Raw genomic sequence first — 19,666 nt, 5'->3', positions numbered from 1 at the left:
TTAATTATACTGAATCTTAAATATATCTATTAAGAAATCTGGAGGAACAATTTTATTGGGGAAACTTTCCATCAAGTCCAACACTTTATTAATGGACTCATGGCTTAAACCCATTCGTAATCCAAAATTGTGGAGTTTTCTCAATTCTTTTCTGGATATTTCATTGTCCAAATTCATCAAAAGTACCAATCGGTGGAATTGAACAATACGTTCGCTATGCGACTTTAAATGTACATAGGTAACGGGGTGCTTAAAAAGATAATCGAAATCTTCCCTAGAAATATCCAATTGCTTGGCTACACCCAAAAGGAATTTATATTCAATAATCTTCATATTGTCATCTGCTTGAGCAAAGGCAATCATCTCCGAAAGTAAGCTCAATTTTTCAACACGGTTTATCATACCTAAGGGATCTAATATTTTACTTCATTTTAAAATTAGAAAGATATTATTTTTGATCATCGTTGATTTATAGTCTGTTATCGAAAAAAAAAATACCGTTCGTCCTCCTTTTTTTACGTTGGTATGCTATTAATCTTTTAATATGTTGGAAATCAGCAATTTACATAATTTATCCCGAAACGACGAATAATAAATTGTAAAAATCAAAGTTCGATAAACGGCACTGTAGTTATTTGCCTAAATTTGTAAAGTTCTTTTTCCAGAAGTTTCTAATGAAGGTCATTTTCGCCATCCATGTTTATATTTTAATCGCCGTTTGCTCCTCAACTGCCAAGGCTCAGAGCACTGCTTCTAAAAATGTCTCTCATTTCACAATAGAAGCTCCGCAATTGAATATGACAAAAAAAATATGGATTTACCTTCCTAGCTCCTATAACAGCTCAAAAGAAACCTATCCAGTAATTTATATGGCTGATGGCCAAAATCTGTTTGATAATGAAACGTCTTATGTTGGCGAATGGGGTGTTGATGAATTTATGGATAGCCTTAAAACCAAACAATCCATTGTTGTAGGTATTGAACATGGCAATGCCAAACGCCTCGACGAACTCACTCCTTATGCAAATTCAGAATACGGCGGAGGAAACGGAGATAACTACCTCGATTTTGTTATCAACACACTTAAACCCTATATAGACCAACATTACAAAACCAAGTCCGAAGCCCAATGTACTACCTTCTGGGGATCTTCTCTTGGAGGGCTTATGGCTTTTTACGCAGTAGTAAAGTATCCTGAGGTCTTTGGAAATGCAGGTGTTTTTTCTCCTTCATTTTGGTATAGTGAAAAGATTTACGATTTTGCAAGAGCAGTACAAATTCCAAACAGCTCAAGGTTTTACTTTTTAATAGGAACCGAAGAAAGTGACACTGGGGTAGCTGATCAAAACAAAATGGTAACTCTCCTTAAATCACAGGGTGTTACAGAAGAAAACATAGTAAATAAAATAATTGATGGTGGCCAGCATAATGAAGCTTTTTGGAAATCACAATTTGCAGAAGCCTACAATTGGCTAATTAAAAATTAAAGAATTATGACTAATAACGATATATTCAAAAAATTGAGAGTAGCCCTAAAACTAAGGGATGAAGAAATTGTAAAAATTCTGGAGTTGGTAGACTTTAGAATTTCAAAAAGCGAATTGGGCGCTTTTTTCAGAAAAGAAGACCATCCTAAATACATGGAATGCGGCGATCAAATTCTGCGCAACTTTTTAAATGGATTGATTATTCATATGCGTGGACCAATGCCTGACAAACCTAATAAGCAACAAAATAACCCTACAAAAAACTCCTAAGCAAAAGTTACTTAGGAGTTTTCAAACATTCGGTAAAATTATTTACTCTTCTACATCCAGTTTTATTGGTACTAAAAAGGTTTGTTTTTTGTTGTAGATATTAAAAGGTAACTTTTTATAATTTAAACGTTCCTTTACAAATTCTTCTACAGCCTCATTTGGGCTGTCTACAGAAAGTACAACAATTTCGTTATCATGGTTAAACGTAATTGTAGCGTAAGCCATTACATCTTCTTCCAACACAAAATTTGGTTCTACCAAAAATTGGTTAATTTCATTTGAAATTGCAGTTGCTTCAGCACTTTTCGTTGTGGCAGTTGTTTTTGGCGATGTACTTGCCATAAGTACACTACTGGAGATAATTGCTACCGCCAATAAAAGCCCTTTAATTGTTTTCATAAATGTTCGATTTTAAATGATTGATACCTAATAGACTATAAGTAAGCAAAAATGTTACACTTAAATCGAGTTATTAACGCCACCTTAACGACTTTTAACATTATTAACAAAAAAAGACTGAAACCAATAAGGCTTCAGTCTTCTTAATATATAGTTTTGTAAGTATTTTGTCTTACGCTAATACTTGCTGTACTTTATCGGCTGCTTCTTGGAATTCAGTTGCACTTAACACATCCAATCCTGAGTTGTCGATCAATTCCTTAGCGATATCTGCATTGGTTCCTTGAAGGCGTACAATAATTGGCACATTGATAGTTCCCATGTTCTTGTAAGCATCAATAACTCCTTGAGCAACTCTATCACAACGTACAATACCTCCAAAGATATTGATTAAGATAGCTTTTACATTAGGATCTTTCAAGATGATTTTAAAAGCAGCTTCAACACGAGCAGCATCAGCAGTACCACCTACGTCCAAGAAGTTTGCAGGCTCACCTCCCGCTTGCTTGATCAAATCCATAGTTGCCATGGCCAATCCAGCTCCGTTTACCATACATCCCACGTTTCCATCCAAATCAACGTAATTCAAACCAACTTCCTTAGCTTCAACTTCAATTGGATTTTCCTCACGTAAGTCTCTTAAGTTTACATAATCCTTATGTCTGTAAAGTGCATTGTCATCGATAGTCACCTTAGCATCCACAGCCATGATTTTGTCATCACTTGTTTTCAACACAGGGTTGATCTCAAATAAGGAAGCATCAGATTTCACATAAGCAGTATACAAACTTGCAACGAACTTCGTCATTTCTTTAAAAGCGTTTCCAGACAATCCCAAGTTGAAAGCAATACGTCTCGCTTGGAATGGCATAAGTCCAACGGCTGGATCTACTTCTTCAGTAAAAATTAAGTGTGGAGTTTCTTCAGCAACAGTTTCAATATCCATACCTCCTTCGGTAGAGTACATGATCATGTTACGACCAGTACCACGGTTTAACAACACAGAGATGTAGAATTCTTCCGGTTCGCTAGCTCCTGGATAGTAAACATCCTCAGCAACCAACACTTGGTGCACTTTTTTACCTTCGGCAGAAGTTTGTGGAGTGATCAAATTCATTCCAATGATTTGACCTGCCAACTGCTCAACTTCCTGAAGGTTTTTGGCCAATTTTACACCACCACCTTTTCCACGTCCACCTGCATGGATCTGTGCTTTAATCACATGCCATCCGGTTCCAGTTTCAGCGGTTAGTTGTTTTGCTGCAGCAACAGCCTCTTGAGCGTTTTGGGCTACGATACCTCTTTGGACACGCACTCCAAAACTGCTTAATATTTCTTTTCCTTGATACTCGTGTAAATTCATCTGTTATAATCTATTTGTTATCTCCTAAAAGAGAATCACTTTTTAAATTTATGGTGAACAAAAGTAAACAACCTATAACTTTTTACCAATAATTTTTAAAGGAAGTATTCCTAGGTTAAAAAAGTTGCATAAAGAAGCGTTAATACGCCTTGGTTTATGGTCTTAATAAGAAATTCTTTTGTTAGTTTTGCGGCGTCTTAAAAAATTTTAAAATGAAAACAAACACCTTACTTGAAATCGCTGAGAATTTTGGGAGTCCAGTTTATGTTTATGATGCTGAAAAAATTGCTTCCCAGTATAAACGTTTAACATCTGCGTTTAGTAAGGTGAAACAGTTGAAAATCAACTATGCTGCTAAAGCACTTTCCAACATTTCCGTTTTAAAGTTGTTGAACAGCTTAGGCTCTGGCTTGGATACTGTTTCCATTCAAGAAGTTAAATTAGGATTGGCTGCTGGATTTACTCCAGAGCGTATCATTTTCACTCCAAATGGGGTATCCTTGGAAGAAATTGAGGAAGCTGCTAAATTGGGAGTACAAATCAATATTGACAACCTTTCAATTTTGGAGCAATTTGGGACCATTCACCCAAAAACGCCAGTTTGTATCAGAATCAATCCTCATGTGATGGCCGGTGGAAACACCAACATTTCTGTAGGGCATATTGATAGTAAATTCGGAATTTCAATTCATCAAATCCCGCACATCCTACGCATTGTTGAGAACACCCAAATGACCATTAACGGTATCCACATGCACACAGGAAGTGACATTTTGGACATTGATGTGTTCCTATATGCAAGTGAAATATTATTTGATACCGCTAAGCATTTTAAAAACTTGGATTTCCTTGATTTTGGTTCAGGATTCAAGGTTCCTTATAAAGAAGGAGACATAGAAACCAATATAGAAGAGTTTGGAAAAAAATTGACCAAGCGCTTTACCGAATTCTGTAAAGACTATGGAAAAGAATTAACCTTAGCCTTCGAACCTGGGAAGTTTCTGGTGAGCGAATCTGGATTTTTCTTAACCAAAGTAAACGCTATCAAGCAAACCACCTCAACGGTATTTGCTCAAGTAGATACTGGATTCAACCACTTGATTCGTCCAATGCTTTACGGGGCACAACACGAAATTGTCAACCTTTCCAACCCTAGAGGAAAAGAACGTTTTTATTCGGTTGTAGGTTACATCTGCGAAACGGATACATTTGCCAATAACAGACGTATCAAGGAAATTACCGAAGGTGATATCTTGGCATTTAAAAATGCCGGGGCCTACTGTTATTCGATGGCCTCTAACTACAATTCACGTTTCCGTCCAGCCGAAGTCCTTTGGTACAAGGACGCCGCCCATTTAATTAGAAAAAGGGAAACCTTTGAGGACATTATCAAAAATCAAATAGAGATTGAATTATAAAATCAAAAAGCGCTAATTAACAAATTAGCGCTTTTTTTTATATATTTATTGTACTCAAACTCATCTTATTGAGGTTAGTTTTTGCTTTTAAACCATTTCTATGACGCACAAGTTTACTATCAATAAGAATATCCACGAGGCTGAAACCCTACCCGCACATTTTTACAGAAGTCAAGACGTTTTCGACAAGATTAAAGAAGACATCTTTTTAAGGTCTTGGCAATGGGTAGGTGACACGCAACTATTACCCTTTGCCGAAACGGTTTATCCGTTTTACCTTTTAGACAACTATCTTTCTGAACCGTTGGTGTTGGTAAGAACTTCCGACCAAAGCATCAAGTGCTTTAGCAATGTTTGCACCCATCGAGGAAACATTGTAGTCTTAAACCCAGGGAAACAAAAAACCTTGCAGTGCATGTACCATGGCCGAAGGTTCAATCTGGATGGAACTTTCAAATCCATGCCCGAGTTCGATACTGCCGAAAATTTTCCTAGGCCTTGCGACAACCTTCAAGAATTCCCAGTTGCCACTTTGGATCCCTTCATTTTTGTAAGTCTCGATCCTTTGTTTGACTTCAATTCCGTGTTGAATACGATGAAAGAACGCATCTGGTTTTTACCATTGCACCAATTTAAATTGAGAAACGACCTCAGCAAGGATTACCTTGTCAATTGTCATTGGGCTTTGTACTGCGACAACTATTTGGAAGGCTTTCACATTCCTTTCGTACACGATGACTTAAACAGTGTTTTGGACTATGGAGATTACACCACAATTTTATATGACCACTGCAACCTCCAAATTGGATACACCAATTCAAGTGAAGAAGTTTTTGACCTTCCTAAAGAACATATAGATTTCGGCAAAGAGGTAGCTGCTTATTATTATTGGATATTTCCAAACATGATGTTCAATTTTTATCCTTGGGGCTTATCTATCAATATCGTAAAACCATTAGGTTTAAACAAAACCAAAGTATCCTTTATCACCTATGTTTATGACGAAACTAAATTGGATAAAGGTGCAGGCGCACTTTTAGACAAAGTAGAACGTGAAGATGAATTTGTAGTAGAACTTGTCAACAAAGGTGTGCAATCTAGATTTTATAACACAGGAAGATTTTCTCCAACAAGGGAACAAGGGGTCCACCACTTCCATTCCCTACTCGCGAAATACTTAAATTAATCCAACACAATATGAAACAAATTCCGCCCTCCGTTATCCGACAGGTTTTTCTTCTTATCCTAATTACTTTTATAGCGTACCTCATTTGTTTGGAAATGCTTCCTTATTTAACAGGTGTTTTGGGAGCCATAACCATTTACTTTTTGTTTCAAAAATGGATGACCTATTTGGTAAAGGTAAAACGATGGGGCGTAAACGCGGCTGCCATATTCCTAATGTTTTTGTCATTTCTAATCATTCTGGTACCTGTAGCAGGTATTATTTGGATGCTGGGAAATAAGATAGGACATGCCGTGGACAACAGTACCGAAGTAATCAATGCGTTTAAGGAACAATTTGGCAAGGTAGAAAGCTATGTGGGCTTTGATATCAACTCCCAAATAGACACAACAAAAATAACTAGCTGGTTATCTGAAAATTTGCAGGCTTTTGCAGGAGGCACCTTTAATGCGGTCATTGCAGTTGGAATCATGTACTTCATGCTGTACTATATGCTCACCAACCGTAGAGAATTGGGAACTTCCATGAACAAATATGTCCCAATGAATAAAGAAGGTTTGGTTGAAATTGGCCATGAAATTAAAGCCATGGTACGATCTAATGCCTTGGGAATTCCTTTGGTAGCCATAGCTCAAGGTATTGTGGCCTTGATTGGCTTCCTCATTTTTGGAGTGGAATCGCCGTTTTTTTGGTTTGTCATTACCATTATAGGTTCCATGATTCCGTTTGTGGGGACTTTGGTTGGAATTCTCCCTGTATTTTTAATAACACTATCCGCAGGCCATACCGTCCAAGCTTGGGGGATTCTTATTTATGGTTTTGTGGTTGTTGGATCAACAGATAATATCATCCGTTTGTTTATTCTAAAAAAACTGGATAATGTTCACCCTTTAATAACTCTGGTCGGTGTGATTGTTGGTGTGCCTTTATTTGGATTTATTGGATTAATATTTGGACCATTGCTCATCAGTTTGTTCTTAATTCTAATAAAAACTTACAAAGCGCAATACGGCGCCAAAGACCCAATGGAATGGCATCCTTTACCCAATGATGAAAATAAATTATAAGCCTATTTCTTTAGGTTCTTAAAAACAATTCAAACAAAACACGAAGTATGTTGTAATTTTTCTTACCTTTAAAATACCCTAAAGTCTTTTTAAATAGTTAATTAAGACTTGTATGACTAAACGACCAACACTTTTTTTTTCCGCCTCAGGAGTAACCATTCCTTTTATTAATCGGCTTCTTATATTAAAAAGGCTGCTTGATTTAAAACTGAATGTGTTTTTGATACCCGCCTTCTCATTAGTTGCAACATTTAAGGGCTCCCCTTCCCTTTTTGATTTTCCCTGTCTTTTAAAACATATACCCCTTAATCTTATTAGACAAAATTAGGCTTAGGAACTTTTGCCTTAGATAACCTATAGCTCCAGCTACCCTGTTTTCAGTGCACGACAATACGTACGCTTGTTATGTAATGCTATTAATCTAAATAGACTGGAATATTACAAATCCCTAGTCCATTTTAAAACCAATGAATTATGAAAACAAAGTATCAATTCCCCAAACGTTTCCTACAGCTCCAAAATCTTGCCATTATGCTGCTTTTGGTTGCATTTTGCCTACCCCTATCGTCCCTGTCCCAATCATCTAACCGAAGAATGCTCAACATGACTGAATTTACAGTAAAAATGGGGCATAATTCACAATTTAAAGAGGGTGTTAAAATGTGGAAAAAATGCTACAATGATAACAACGGAACCTTTAAATGGAACATGTGGCAGCGGTTTCAAGGTGAAGGGAATGTATATGTGCTAACCAGCACCATGAACAATTGGGCTGAATTGGACAAAGACGACGAGGATACGGCCAGCAACAATTGCCGTTCAAAAGCGATGGATTTTATTTGGCCTCATGTTGATAAAGTGCAATACAATCTGGCAGAATCCATTCCCGAAATTAGTAGACCAAGTCCTTTGGAAGGTACCAAGGTTGTTTGGGTGTACAATGTAAAAATTGCCAATTCCTCAGACTTTAAAGAGGTCACCAAAGAAATCGCTTCTACTATGCGGACTTCTGGAGGAGGCATAAGAGGCACCTGGTACAATGTGATGGGTGGCGGCCCCGATGTAGCCGATTACTTTATCGCTATACCCTTTTTAAACTTTGCAGATTTAGACAAGGATACCGATGGTGTTTGGACGATCTACGAAAAAGCACATGGCAAAAAGAAAGCTGACGAGCTAAGAGCAAAATTCAGATCTGCTTTAATTTCCGATTGGGCCTATCTGTACTCTTATATGGAAGACCTTTCATCCAACTAAGGGTTTCCCATGTTTTCAAAAACGGAAAAAATTGCTTTGAAACCTTCTAAAAATAGATGGGTATTATCTGAAAGTGCACTGACAAGATATATCACCTTTTCTATTTTATATGCAGCTCAAGGAATTCCTGAAGGCATTACTTTTTTTGCAATACCCGCTTGGTTAGCCATGAATGGTAAATCACCAAGCTATATTGCAAGCTATGTGGCCGTAATAGGAATTCCATGGAGCTTCAAAATTCTTATTGCTCCAATTATGGATCGTTTTACATTTTTACCCATGGGAAGAAAACGTCCCTGGGTTATTCTAGGCCAAATGGGACTTATTATTAGTTTTTTATCCATCGGTTTTGTAAATAATCCTCTTAACAATCTCCAAGGACTAATGATTGCCGGATTCTGCATCAGCTTCTTTGGAGCCTTTCAAGATGTAGCTACCGACGGTATGGCTGTAGATTTAGTTCCATCCAAACAACAAGCTAGGGCCAATGGCCTCATGTGGGGAACAAAAATTATTGGCACATCTGCATCCTTAGCCATTGGCACTAGTTTGCTCAACAGTATTGGGTTCCATAAAACTATCAACTCGCTTGCTATAGTAGTGTTCTTAATCATGTTGGTTCCTATATATTGCAGAGAACGTCCTGGAGAAAAATGGATGCCATGGTCCTTAGGAGAGGCTAGTAAAGCTACTAAATCCATTCAGCTATCCAATTGGAAAACTATCTTTAAAAACCTCTCAAAAGTTGTCATACTACCCTCTAGTCTAATCTTGAGTATTTCCTCTTTTATTATTGGAATCATGTATGGCTTGATAGACACATTACTTCCCATATTTACCGTTCAGGAATTGGGCTGGACCAACACGAAATTCTCTCAAGTTTTTTCTGTCATGACCATTCTAGGAGGCTTATTGGGAATGTTTGTTGGAGGTGCTATGGTAGATTTCTTTGGAAAACTTAAAATGATGTCTTTTTATCTAATATTTCTTACAATTTTAATAATAGGTTTTGGCTTATTTCCAAGCCTATGGCATCATAAAGTAATGATTTACGGGTTTATACTGAGCTATTACACTGGATACACGTTTTTATGTATTTCCATTTTTGCCACGGCCATGCATCTCTGCTGGAAAACAGTAGCAGCTACTCAATTTACTCTTTATATGGCTCTTAGCAATATGGGCCGCGCTTCTGGATCTGGACTATTGGGGCCTTTAAAAAACAATTTGAGTTGGGAACAAGTGTTTTTTGTAACGGCACTAGCGCCTTTAATTATGCTATTCATGATTAGGTATATCAATTTTTTGAAACATAAAAAATCCATCAAAGCTTTTATAAAAATATCCCCTGTAACACTTGATTCCAATTAAACAATACTCACAAAACCATATGAAAATCAAACTAGACCTTCCTTACCAATCAATACTCATCAACAACAACTTTCAAAAAGAGTGTAATCCAATTTTAAAACTTTTATCCAAAAAATTTCTTCGAATAAACCATAACCATATTAAAATGTATATCTAAAGCCTATCAGAGTGAGAAGCAATGACTGAACCCATCAAAAATCTCTAACACAATGGAAACAACTAATCAAACAATATTACAGCCGACGAAATCCAAAGAGCGAATCAATTCTTTGGATGTCATTCGAGGGGTTGCCCTTTTGGGGATTCTCTTAATGAATATCAATGGCATGGGGCTTCCCTTTGCCTATATGGACCCTACTATATCCGGTGGAGCCGAAGGCTTAAACCTAAAAGCTTGGATCATGACCAACATGCTGTTTGAAGGGACCATGAGAGGCTTGTTCACCTTACTTTTTGGAGCAGGAGTGATTTTACTAACCTCTCGTTTGGAACGCAGCGGTGCAGGAATAAAAACTGCCGACATTTATTATAGACGTCTTTTATGGCTATTAATTTTTGGAATTATTAACGCCTACGTCTTTTTATGGCATGGAGATATTCTGTTCCATTATGCTGTGTTTGGACTCATGTTGTTTCCATTTAGAAATACACCGTCAAAAAAATTAATTATAGGCGGTTTGGTCCTTATAAGTTTAGGAGTTGTATGGACTTACAGTGAATATAGGGACACTCTTAAAATCAAAAAAGAAGGGCTTGAAGCCGCTGCCTTAAAAAAAGCCAACGATTCCTTGACCTCAAAACAGACAGCCGCTTTGGGAAAATGGGAAAAATTGAACACTAAAATGCCACAAGAAAAAATTGACGAACAAGTTGCAGAAATGCGCAATCCCAGCTATTGGTCCATTTTTAGTTACAAAGCTAAACACTATTCTGAACGCCAAGGCTGGTTTCTATATCGGTTCGACTTATGGGATGTTTTCAGTTATATGCTGCTAGGGATGGCATTTTTCAACCTAAGAATCTTTCACGGTGAAAAATCTTTTAAATATTATGGGCTTATGGCACTCATTGGTTATGGTATTGGCCTTTCGGTTAATTATTATGAAACCTCCCAACTTATCAAAAGCAGCTTTGATCCCATTGTAACTTCCAAAACCTTTATCACCTATGATTTGGGAAGACTATTCACAACCTTGGGCCATGTAGGGTTTATCATGCTTTTCATTAAATCCGGAATATTGGGCTTCCTTCAAAAATCTTTAGCTGCGGTAGGAAGAATGGCCCTAACCAACTATTTAGTACATAGTATTATTGTGGCCTTTATTTTTCTAGGATTTGGATTTTCACTTTATGGACAATTGGAACGCCATCAATTATATTACATTGTTTTTGCCATTTGGATTGCTCAATTAATCTACAGTCCCATTTGGCTCAAATATTTTAGATATGGTCCTTTTGAATGGCTATGGCGCTCCTTGACTTATAAACAAAAACAGCCTTTTAGAATTGAAGCCAAACAACCCTATACGGTTAAAGCGACCGAATCCTGAATTTGCATTTTCGAATGTTTCTAACAATCAATGGATTATTATGTCTATATTTATGACAGTCCCCCAAGTCTTCGGTTTAATTTTTGATAGTAGCCTATGCTCATAAAAACCAACCGAATTGAAACGATTGACCTCTTGCGGGGCGTGGTCATGGTACTTATGGCACTGGACCATACCAGGGATTATTTCCATATAGGAAATTCCATTAGCGATCCAACCGATTTGGAAACCACTACTCCATTTCTATTCTTTACGAGATTCATAACGCACTATTGTGCGCCTGTTTTTATTTTTTTGGCGGGAACTTCAGCTTTTCTTTATGGAAGCAGAAAAACAAAACCTCAACTGTTCAAATTCCTTTTTACAAGAGGCCTATGGTTGATTTTCCTGGAAATTGCTCTGAACAATCTTATTTGGCAATTCGATCCAGAATACAATTTGATTGTCCTCCAAGTTATTTGGGCCATTGGACTTTGTATGGTAGGACTATCTTTTTTGATATTCCTCCCCAAAAAGATTCTCTTGGTTATTGGAGCGATATTGATAGCCGCCCATAATACTTTCGACAGCTTTACTTTTGAAGGGTCTAATATTCGCTCCATACTTTGGTACATATTCCATCAACGCCAAAGGATTCCTCTTGGAGAAGACCACTTTATCATTTTTGCCTACCCTATTGCCCCATGGTTGGGCGTCATGGTTTTGGGTTATTGTTTTGGGGTGCTTTACAGTAAGGATTTTAATGCCGTTACCAGAAAAAAATGGTTACTACAATTTGGACTTTTTGCCATTGCGGCCTTTTTCATTATTCGAGGTATCAATATTTATGGTGATATGGTACCGTGGACTAAACAAAAGAACTTTGTATTTACGGTATTGTCCTTTTTCAACGTCACCAAATACCCACCGTCCTTACTGTACGTATTGATTACCCTAGGGCCTGCTATGCTGTTTCTTTATGCCTTTGAAGGTATCAAAACCAAAATCACGGACTTTTTTATTGTATTTGGAAGAGTGCCATTGTTCTATTATTTCCTGCATGTGTTGCTAATACATGCCTTGGCAATTCTGGCCATCTTGGTTTTGGGAGGCAGCTGGAGCGACTTAATTTCATCAAAAGGAGGACTGTCTCCTTGGAGTATTGCAGCCCATGGCTATCCCCTATTTGTGGTGTATATAGTATGGATCATCATTATTACCATTCTTTACCCTATCTGCAAAAAGTACATGAGATACAAGGCTAAAAACAAAGCGAAATGGTGGCTTAGCTACCTTTAAAGTCCCAAATAATATGACTGTAAAACAAGACAAAGGCCTTAAACGATCAATTGGACTATTAGGGCTATCAGCTAATATTGTCAATATTATTGTCGGGGCAGGAATTTTTGCCCTTCCAGCACTTATTGCTCAAAATATGGGAGCCTCCAGTATTATTGCCTATGCCTTTTGCGGAATTCTTATGGCCTTGATTATGCTTTGCTATGCAGAAGTTGGCAGTAAAATAACTAATACCGGTGGCTCATATACGTTTATTGAATCGGCTTTTGGAGATTATGCTGGCTTTTTAGCAGGTATTTTCACCATTAGCAGTTGCCTTTTGGCAGACGCAGCAGTCTCCAATGCTCTTGTGGATGTTTTAGGCTCTGCCCTCCCTTTATTTGAAATCGAGTCTATACGGATTATGACCCTTTTCATCATCTTCTTCGGATTGGCTTATGTTAATGTAATTGGCATCAAACAAGGTATTGGGCTTGTCATGTTCAATACCTTTGCCAAACTCATTCCCTTAATACTGTTGATACTGTTGGCGTGGAAAGATGTTTCACTTTCCAATTTATGGTGGACAGATACTCCCACAATCAAACAATTAGGAGAAACCTCTTTAATTCTATTTTTCGCCTTTCAAGGAGGTGAAGTTGGCTTAACCGTTGGAGGTGAGGTGATCAATCCACAAAAAACCGTGCCTAAAGCTATTTTTATAAGTATTTCAACTGTAGTCATCCTTTACATCTTGATACAAATGGTATCTCAAGGTGTTTTGGGAGATGCTTTACCAGAATACCAAGCAGCTCCTTTGGCTGAAACCGCAAAAGTGGTAATGGGCAAATTTGGATACCTTCTGCTGTTAGCCGGAGCAGTGATTTCCATGTTTGGAAATTTAAGTGGTGAAGTTCTCAATAATCCAAGAGTTATCTATGCTTTAGCAAGAGATCGAGTACTGCCATCCAAACAATTGGCAAGCATACATAACACCTTTGCCACACCTCATATCGCCATTATTTCCTATGCAAGTATTGGTTTTATCTTAGCTGCCACAGGCACTTTTGAGCAATTGGTCCCTATTGCTACGGGAAGCCTGTTGATTGTCTATTTGGGTGTGGTACTATCTGTCATTAAATTGCGTCGTGCTCAAAAAACAAACTTGGAAGGTTTTAAAATTCCGGGAGGTCTCACTGTTCCTCTCCTGTCATCTGTCATTATACTTTATTTTTTATCCTATTTATCCTTTCCAGAAAAAGTGGGCACTCTAATCTTTGTGATACTACTTAGTGTTTTATATGCGACCATTAAGGTTTTTAACAAATCATAACATTAACGCATTATGATAAAACCAATAAAAATTACACACAACAAAATGAAAATCAAATGTTTTAACATAAAAAACCTAATTCTTTAGTATATTTAATACAATATCACAAACCAATTATTCTCCCCATTCATAAGAACATTTTTTGTGAAACTTAAAATTTGACATTATGAAACCCGAGGCAAACACTTGGACCAAAACCGAATTGCAAGTCTATATTCTACTGCTTTGTGCCAATGCAGATTCTCATGAATCGGAGGCTGAAATCAACCTTATAAAGTCCAAATCTTCTCCTGAGATCTTCGAGAAAATGTACCAGGAATTTTCCAGGGACACAGAAGAACAGCGTTTTGAAAAAATTGATGACACGGTACAATTGCACCACTATTCCAACATAGAATTGGCTCAGCTAAGAAGAGAAATGTACGAAGTATTTTTCTCCGACTGCAATTTTGCCATGATGGAACGCAATTTGGACAAGATTATGGATAATATTCTTTATTAAACATGGATGTTCAAGAAACATCCATGTATTTCAGAAGCCTTGACATTTGGAAATCTCCTTACTTGAGTTACTGGCCACTAAGCCCTTGTGCCCTACTAACAAACACCTATTACATACTTTCTTTTTCACCATACTTCCTTCTCTTTTTTCTCTCGCTATTTTCACTCCATTATAAATTTCCTTTTATAATCTCCTTTCAAATCCTTTACCTGATATGAAAACATTGACCAGCCTCGTTCTTTTTCTTTTGGTTTCTTGGTCTAGTTTATCTCAGGAAATGGAATTGAAACGCTATTCTTATTCCCAATTGTTTCAAATGATTGAAGAAGAACAGGATACTATTTTTAGACTTAAAAATGCTGAAATTGTCTACAATGAAGCTACAGACTCTCTCTTTCAGGCAAAAGCAAATAATTCGATAGATTCTATTATTAACACTCGCAAACAAAAAATAATTAATAAGGTACTATTTCTCGATAATGTCCAATTCTTGACATCAAAAGACACTAAAGATGAATCCATTAATAACGGTATCATACAGCACATCACCTTCTTAAAAGAAGTAACATTTAGCCAATGCACTTCAATAGCTCTTTTTAATTGCCACTTTAAAGGAAGGTTATATTTATTCCTCGACAATAAGGACAATCAAATAAAGAAAAGGATTGAGTATATCCAAAGTACTTGGAATCAAGATCTGTTTAATTCAACAACAATTGGATTGATTATAATAAAATGCCATTTTTATAATGAAACTGTCATTTCATCCAGTTTGGCTCCTTATAAACTAGACGCTCCCCACAGTTACACTATCGTTATTGATAATTGTTCATTTTATGGGTACCAACCTCTTCACAACGTTTACAATAGTAATTTTTTCTTAATATTTAGAAACATTAACAATTTACACTTAGCAAACAATCAAATTTTTGGAGAATCAACCCTCATACATTTTGTTTCAGACAAGGTGGATTATACCAGAATAGAAGCAAATGAATTTTTAGAGTCCTCTATTTTGCTTCGTGTTACTGAAATGCAAGGCATAAACCTTTTAAATATTTCAAAAAATTCTTTTGGAAATCATGTGGGACTTGCTATTGATACTTTTGACCCAAAACATATTGTTGATTGGGAATCTCTGAAAGGAAAGCTCTTCTCCACCCAAACCTATGATAATTATTTTTATAAGACAAACCCTCCATACATTAACATATCAACTAAAGACTTAAAAAGCTATTTAGAACAAAGATTACAAGACAAAGACATTTTTAAAGGAGAATTAGCTCTTCGGGGCAAATTGCTCAACCACTATAATAATATTCTGGACACCGAAAGTAAAAACTCAGTCTATATAGAATTAAAGGATTTAGAAACACAAAAGCTCGCCTATGAATATGAAACGGCTCCATCTTTTGACACTTTCTTTCAATGGAAAGTAAATCAATTTTTAAAGCTGTTTTCCAATTATGGCACTAAACCTTCCAAAGCCATCATCTTTTCACTGTATGTCATTATTTTCTTTGCGATCATCTATCTATTTTTTCCAAATAGTTGGGATTCTCATGGCAGAAAACGCATCATGGACCGTTTTACCTTTTTTATAAAATATATGAAAAAAGACGCGGGAATACATGAAGTGTACTTGGAAGATAAACAACCCGATTTAATGGAATATGAAGCTTTTAAAAACTTATTAATCCAAGCTAGCCCGCAAGTTCCAAAATTTTTCATTAAGACCGGATTGCCCCTTTACAAATGGACTATTGCAAGAACCAATTTACACGCCTCAATTTTAAGCAAATTCGATATCATGAAAGGTACATGGCAAGATTTACCTTTAAAAAAACGGTTCTGGAAATCTATTTTATTGATAAGCGCTTTTTTGGTTGCCATTATATATGATCTTTTCATCAAAATACTGAATGCTTTAATGCTCTCCATAAACACCTTTACCACCCTTGGTTTTGGAGAAATACCCATTAAAGGCTTCCCTCGTTACCTTGCTATTTTACAAGGGTTTATTGGCTGGTTTATGTTGACCATTTTCAGTGTTTCACTTATATCTCAATTACTCAACTAGCATGTACACTTTCTTCAGTTCCATTCGCAAACAATTAGCCGCACAAAACAAAGTAGCCGCCTACATGCGCTATGCCATTGGAGAAATTGTGCTGGTCGTGATTGGGATTTTAATTGCACTTCAAATCAACAATTGGAATTCCTATAGGAAGGACAGACTTCTTGAAAAACAATATTTAGAGAACTTTTTACTAGACCTTAAAAGCGATTCCATTAGTTTAACCTATTTCTCAAATTCCTCTCCTAAAAAAATCGAAGTACTGCTCATGGCCAGAAATCATGTACTTCATCAAACATCTATAAAAGACACTCTAGACTTCATCAATAAAATGGGATATGGAGGGGTTGGCAGTAGAGGAACCATGGTAGAATCCAAAAGCACCTATGATGACATTATAAGTACAGGAAATCTCCTTCTATTGAAGAATGAAAATCTCAAACAACATTTGCTTTTTTATTATCAATTCTCAGAACATACTAAACGGTATCTAGGAAACCTGCAAACAGAATACGCCACATTTATGAATTCCTACTTCCCTTTTGATAGCGAAGGAACTTTTAAAACAGTCCCTAAAGAGATCCCGCAAATTCTTGAGGCTCTTAAATCTGAAGAGTTTTTACGACTGGCGAATTCCGAATTAACCTATGCCTATGCCCTAAGAACTCGGGTAGAAATAATTTCAAAACTAAATGAAACAACCAAGGCACTCATTAAAACCGAACTAAATCTCCACAGCAAATGATGCACTTTTTCTCAAAAATTCGCTACCAACTAGCTGCAGAAAACAAAACGGCAAAATACCTACGCTATGCCATAGGAGAAATCATTTTGGTGGTTATTGGGATTTTGATTGCACTTCAAATAAATAACTGGAATCAAAATAGATTAGAAAACCGTGAAGAAATGGAAACACTAAAATCCCTAAAAGATGATTTCCTTAAAAGTCAAAACAATGTCTCAGAAACTATATCAAGACAAAACTTAGTAGTGGATTTTAGCAACAAGTTAATAATGACAATGCGGGAAAAAAATCGAACTATTGATTTTGACACTTTGGGAGCATACTTGTACATAGGTGCTTTTTCCTATTGGAAAATAGAACCTGTCAATGGCACCTATGACGCCCTTATTGGATCTGGAAAACTAAATGTTATTAAGAACAAACACCTGAAAGATGAATTGGCCGAATTCTCTGCACTCATAAAATATGGTTTCGAAGACGAGGTAATGTCTCTTGATTTAACAGGCAAACTCCTAGAAAAATCTAGTCCCTACAGCCCTTACCTAATGCCCCCTTTTATGGTTTCAGATTTTGGATGGAAGGATATGAATATAGACACAGACAAAAAATCAACCATCGTAAACAAACACTTGAACAACAATTCATTTTTAGGGAGCCTAATCATAAAATTTGTACTAGAATTAAATAGACTCAATTATCAAAAAGACATACTCAAACACATTGAGGACATCCTTTCAATCATAGATGAAGAACTGAGCAATAAAGCAAAGAATACATGATGCACCTCTTTTCCAAAATTCGCTACCAACTAGCTGCAGAAAATAAGGCTTCCAAATACATGCGTTATGCCATTGGAGAAATCGTTCTGGTGGTGATTGGTATTTTGATAGCGCTTCAAATCAATAATTGGAATGAAAACAGAAAGCTGCAAATTGAAGAACAGCAAATCTTAAGCAGTTTATTGGAAGATTTAAAAGCAGCAAAAAAACAATCAGAAGAATCCATAATCAAAGAAAAGTTGGCGATAGACGAAATGGAAGCAGCTTTGGGCAACCAAGAAAAACGAACAAACTTCTTTAACAAAGAAAACAACACCCCCCTTTACCATAATATCTTTTGGGGTTTTGAAATTGATATTCCGGTCATAAACGCCTACGAAGAAATTAAAACCTCCGGAAAAACAGACCTCATCAGCAACAAAACTATCCGAAGTCATTTTACCAATCTAGAACGTAGCATCAACAACCTCAACAACCTCATGGACGACCGAATAAGAGTACATCAGTTGCGAATAGATGAAATTGTAGTAGAATACCTCAACTTTTTACCCCTCCTTAAAGCGGAATTTCCCAAACTCTCCATTGAAACGGGACCTCCAATTGATTTTGAGGCTATTATGAAGCAACCTAAAATAAGGAATTTGATAGGCATAAAACTGGAGCTCAGTACCAGTGTTTACTTTTACAGAAAACAACTATCCGATGAAATCCAACTGCTTATCGAACTCCTCGAGAAAGAAATTGAGAAACCATGATTAAATTCTTTAGAAACATCCGCAAACAACTAGCTGCACAAAACAAAACTGCCGCCTATATGCGCTATGCCATTGGCGAAATTATATTGGTTGTCATTGGCATATTGATAGCCTTACAGATCAACAATTGGAATGAAAACAGACTTGAGAAACGTTCCGAAAATAAAATTCTTGGAAACCTCCATTCAGAATTTGCAGAAAACCTAAAGAACCTTGAAAACATCAATGTTCAACTTCAGAAAACCATCAAATCCATGGAAAAGATCTTTGGAGTATTCCGAATGGAAACCCACCCATACACTCCATATCAAATTGACAGTCTGCTTTCCGAATCCCTAAACAGTCCTACCTGGAAGCCCAGCGATTTTGTACTTAACGAGCTCAAAAATTCTGGAGGACTCTCTAAATTGGGTAATGAAGATTTAAAACGCTTATTGTTTGAATGGTCCCGCTCCTTTGCCGAATTACAGGAAATACAAACCCAAACAGAAAACACCAACATCGCACTGATTCATTACATCAAACAAAATGGTTCACTTAGAAACATTGATCACCTTGGGAAGTATTTCAGCTACCCCAGGTCAAACATTCATCAAGGCAACCAAATTCTTTTAAAGGAATTCCAGTTTGAAAACTATATTGATGATAAATTATATATTTTAAAGCAACAGGTGGAGTTTTACAAAACAACCAAATCCTTAATTTCAAAAATCCTTAAGCTCACCGAACCAACTTAAACCACTCAATTCCAAACGTTAAATTCAACATAAAGAGACCATAAACCCTTACACAAAACAGTAACTTTGTAATATAATTAATAGCACATGGACAATTTTAATATTGTTGTTTT

The 19,666-nt window shown here is 36.6% G+C and carries 19 protein-coding genes; 16 read left to right on the top strand and 3 right to left on the bottom strand.

The genetic code is table 11. The annotated features are described in order from the left end of the window. The gene (locus AC6I5C_RS10030) at positions 1-402 is read right to left on the bottom strand and encodes a hypothetical protein (RefSeq protein ID WP_053975610.1); all 402 of its coding nucleotides are present in this window, start codon (positions 400-402) and stop codon (positions 1-3) included. Positions 403-674: 272 nt separating this feature from the next. Here AC6I5C_RS10030 and AC6I5C_RS10025 point away from each other — a divergent pair, with 272 nt between their 5' ends. Together AC6I5C_RS10025 and AC6I5C_RS10020 are read left to right on the top strand one after the other, a co-directional pair. Beyond that, on the top strand, positions 675-1,487 hold the full coding sequence (locus AC6I5C_RS10025) for an alpha/beta hydrolase (protein ID WP_497905038.1): 813 nt from the start codon (positions 675-677) through the stop codon (positions 1,485-1,487). A 6-nt stretch (positions 1,488-1,493) separates the two neighbouring features. Then, on the top strand, positions 1,494-1,757 hold the full coding sequence (locus AC6I5C_RS10020; RefSeq protein WP_497905037.1) for a DUF1456 family protein: 264 nt from the start codon (positions 1,494-1,496) through the stop codon (positions 1,755-1,757). Positions 1,758-1,799: 42 nt separating this feature from the next. Here the strand turns inward: AC6I5C_RS10020 and AC6I5C_RS10015 are convergent, their stop codons facing one another. Together AC6I5C_RS10015 and sucC are read right to left on the bottom strand one after the other, a co-directional pair. Continuing rightward, a complete protein-coding gene (locus tag AC6I5C_RS10015) occupies positions 1,800-2,156 on the bottom strand; it encodes a hypothetical protein (RefSeq protein WP_497905036.1) in 357 nt (118 codons plus the stop codon). A 172-nt stretch (positions 2,157-2,328) separates the two neighbouring features. After that, positions 2,329-3,519, bottom strand: coding sequence for an ADP-forming succinate--CoA ligase subunit beta (gene sucC, locus AC6I5C_RS10010; protein ID WP_497905035.1), 1,191 nt, complete (start codon positions 3,517-3,519; stop codon positions 2,329-2,331). A 212-nt stretch (positions 3,520-3,731) separates the two neighbouring features. Here sucC and lysA point away from each other — a divergent pair, with 212 nt between their 5' ends. The 14 genes from lysA to AC6I5C_RS09940 all read left to right on the top strand — a co-directional run bounded on the left by lysA (position 3,732) and on the right by AC6I5C_RS09940 (position 19,553). Then, complete coding sequence (lysA, locus tag AC6I5C_RS10005; RefSeq protein ID WP_497905034.1) at positions 3,732-4,937, top strand: diaminopimelate decarboxylase; 1,206 nt, start codon at positions 3,732-3,734, stop codon at positions 4,935-4,937. A gap of 100 nt (positions 4,938-5,037) precedes the next feature. After that, positions 5,038-6,123 (top strand): SRPBCC family protein, encoded by a 1,086-nt coding sequence (locus tag AC6I5C_RS10000; protein ID WP_497905033.1) that lies wholly within the window; start codon positions 5,038-5,040, stop codon positions 6,121-6,123. 11 nt (positions 6,124-6,134) lie between these two features. Continuing rightward, positions 6,135-7,190, top strand: a complete 1,056-nt coding sequence (locus AC6I5C_RS09995) for an AI-2E family transporter (RefSeq protein ID WP_497905032.1) — start codon at positions 6,135-6,137, stop codon at positions 7,188-7,190. Between the two features lie 474 nt (positions 7,191-7,664). Then, positions 7,665-8,447 (top strand): hypothetical protein, encoded by a 783-nt coding sequence (locus AC6I5C_RS09990; protein WP_497905031.1) that lies wholly within the window; start codon positions 7,665-7,667, stop codon positions 8,445-8,447. A gap of 36 nt (positions 8,448-8,483) precedes the next feature. Continuing rightward, positions 8,484-9,818: an MFS transporter gene (locus tag AC6I5C_RS09985; RefSeq protein WP_497905030.1), complete on the top strand. Its 1,335-nt coding sequence runs from the start codon at positions 8,484-8,486 to the stop codon at positions 9,816-9,818. A gap of 209 nt (positions 9,819-10,027) precedes the next feature. Next, on the top strand, positions 10,028-11,368 hold the full coding sequence (locus tag AC6I5C_RS09980) for a DUF418 domain-containing protein (protein ID WP_497905029.1): 1,341 nt from the start codon (positions 10,028-10,030) through the stop codon (positions 11,366-11,368). A 96-nt stretch (positions 11,369-11,464) separates the two neighbouring features. Next, the gene (locus AC6I5C_RS09975; protein WP_497905028.1) at positions 11,465-12,646 is read left to right on the top strand and encodes an acetyltransferase domain-containing protein; all 1,182 of its coding nucleotides are present in this window, start codon (positions 11,465-11,467) and stop codon (positions 12,644-12,646) included. Positions 12,647-12,659: 13 nt separating this feature from the next. After that, positions 12,660-13,958 (top strand): APC family permease, encoded by a 1,299-nt coding sequence (locus AC6I5C_RS09970; RefSeq protein WP_497905027.1) that lies wholly within the window; start codon positions 12,660-12,662, stop codon positions 13,956-13,958. 166 nt (positions 13,959-14,124) lie between these two features. Next, positions 14,125-14,460, top strand: coding sequence for a hypothetical protein (locus tag AC6I5C_RS09965; protein WP_497905026.1), 336 nt, complete (start codon positions 14,125-14,127; stop codon positions 14,458-14,460). Between the two features lie 316 nt (positions 14,461-14,776). Further along, on the top strand, positions 14,777-16,540 hold the full coding sequence (locus AC6I5C_RS09960; RefSeq protein WP_497905025.1) for an ion channel: 1,764 nt from the start codon (positions 14,777-14,779) through the stop codon (positions 16,538-16,540). Position 16,541: 1 nt separating this feature from the next. Further along, positions 16,542-17,282: a DUF6090 family protein gene (locus tag AC6I5C_RS09955; protein WP_497905024.1), complete on the top strand. Its 741-nt coding sequence runs from the start codon at positions 16,542-16,544 to the stop codon at positions 17,280-17,282. Further along, positions 17,279-18,061, top strand: a complete 783-nt coding sequence (locus AC6I5C_RS09950) for a DUF6090 family protein (protein WP_497905023.1) — start codon at positions 17,279-17,281, stop codon at positions 18,059-18,061. Before AC6I5C_RS09955 ends, AC6I5C_RS09950 begins: the two co-directional genes overlap by 4 nt. Beyond that, positions 18,058-18,816, top strand: coding sequence for a DUF6090 family protein (locus tag AC6I5C_RS09945; RefSeq protein ID WP_497905022.1), 759 nt, complete (start codon positions 18,058-18,060; stop codon positions 18,814-18,816). The genes AC6I5C_RS09950 and AC6I5C_RS09945 overlap by 4 nt, the downstream gene beginning before the upstream one ends. After that, entirely contained in the window at positions 18,813-19,553 is a 741-nt protein-coding gene (locus tag AC6I5C_RS09940; RefSeq protein ID WP_497905021.1) for a DUF6090 family protein, read from the top strand. The genes AC6I5C_RS09945 and AC6I5C_RS09940 overlap by 4 nt, the downstream gene beginning before the upstream one ends. Positions 19,554-19,666: the final 113 nt, after the last annotated feature.

The sequence above is a fragment of the Mangrovimonas sp. sgz306409 genome (genome assembly GCF_059735265.1).
Note: the sequence above shows the minus strand (reverse complement) of the source record. Positions and strands in the feature narration are given on the sequence as shown.

Bases quoted from the DNA above. Each gene is read 5' to 3' on its own strand.
- AC6I5C_RS09945 (WP_497905022.1), top strand. From the start codon at position 18,058: ATGATGCACCTCTTTTCCAAAATTCGCTACCAACTAGCTGCAGAAAAT.
- AC6I5C_RS10000 (WP_497905033.1), top strand. From the start codon at position 5,038: ATGACGCACAAGTTTACTATCAATAAGAATATCCACGAGGCTGAAACC.
- AC6I5C_RS10025 (WP_497905038.1), top strand. From the start codon at position 675: ATGAAGGTCATTTTCGCCATCCATGTTTATATTTTAATCGCCGTTTGC.
- AC6I5C_RS09960 (WP_497905025.1), top strand. From the start codon at position 14,777: ATGATTGAAGAAGAACAGGATACTATTTTTAGACTTAAAAATGCTGAA.
- AC6I5C_RS09940 (WP_497905021.1), top strand. From the start codon at position 18,813: ATGATTAAATTCTTTAGAAACATCCGCAAACAACTAGCTGCACAAAAC.
- AC6I5C_RS09980 (WP_497905029.1), top strand. From the start codon at position 10,028: ATGGAAACAACTAATCAAACAATATTACAGCCGACGAAATCCAAAGAG.
- AC6I5C_RS10015 (WP_497905036.1), bottom strand. From the start codon at position 2,156: ATGAAAACAATTAAAGGGCTTTTATTGGCGGTAGCAATTATCTCCAGT.
- AC6I5C_RS09950 (WP_497905023.1), top strand. From the start codon at position 17,279: ATGATGCACTTTTTCTCAAAAATTCGCTACCAACTAGCTGCAGAAAAC.
- AC6I5C_RS10020 (WP_497905037.1), top strand. From the start codon at position 1,494: ATGACTAATAACGATATATTCAAAAAATTGAGAGTAGCCCTAAAACTA.
- AC6I5C_RS09990 (WP_497905031.1), top strand. From the start codon at position 7,665: ATGAAAACAAAGTATCAATTCCCCAAACGTTTCCTACAGCTCCAAAAT.
- AC6I5C_RS09955 (WP_497905024.1), top strand. From the start codon at position 16,542: ATGTACACTTTCTTCAGTTCCATTCGCAAACAATTAGCCGCACAAAAC.
- AC6I5C_RS09995 (WP_497905032.1), top strand. From the start codon at position 6,135: ATGAAACAAATTCCGCCCTCCGTTATCCGACAGGTTTTTCTTCTTATC.
- sucC (WP_497905035.1), bottom strand. From the start codon at position 3,519: ATGAATTTACACGAGTATCAAGGAAAAGAAATATTAAGCAGTTTTGGA.
- AC6I5C_RS10030 (WP_053975610.1), bottom strand. From the start codon at position 402: ATGATAAACCGTGTTGAAAAATTGAGCTTACTTTCGGAGATGATTGCC.
- AC6I5C_RS09975 (WP_497905028.1), top strand. From the start codon at position 11,465: ATGCTCATAAAAACCAACCGAATTGAAACGATTGACCTCTTGCGGGGC.
- AC6I5C_RS09965 (WP_497905026.1), top strand. From the start codon at position 14,125: ATGAAACCCGAGGCAAACACTTGGACCAAAACCGAATTGCAAGTCTAT.
- lysA (WP_497905034.1), top strand. From the start codon at position 3,732: ATGAAAACAAACACCTTACTTGAAATCGCTGAGAATTTTGGGAGTCCA.
- AC6I5C_RS09970 (WP_497905027.1), top strand. From the start codon at position 12,660: ATGACTGTAAAACAAGACAAAGGCCTTAAACGATCAATTGGACTATTA.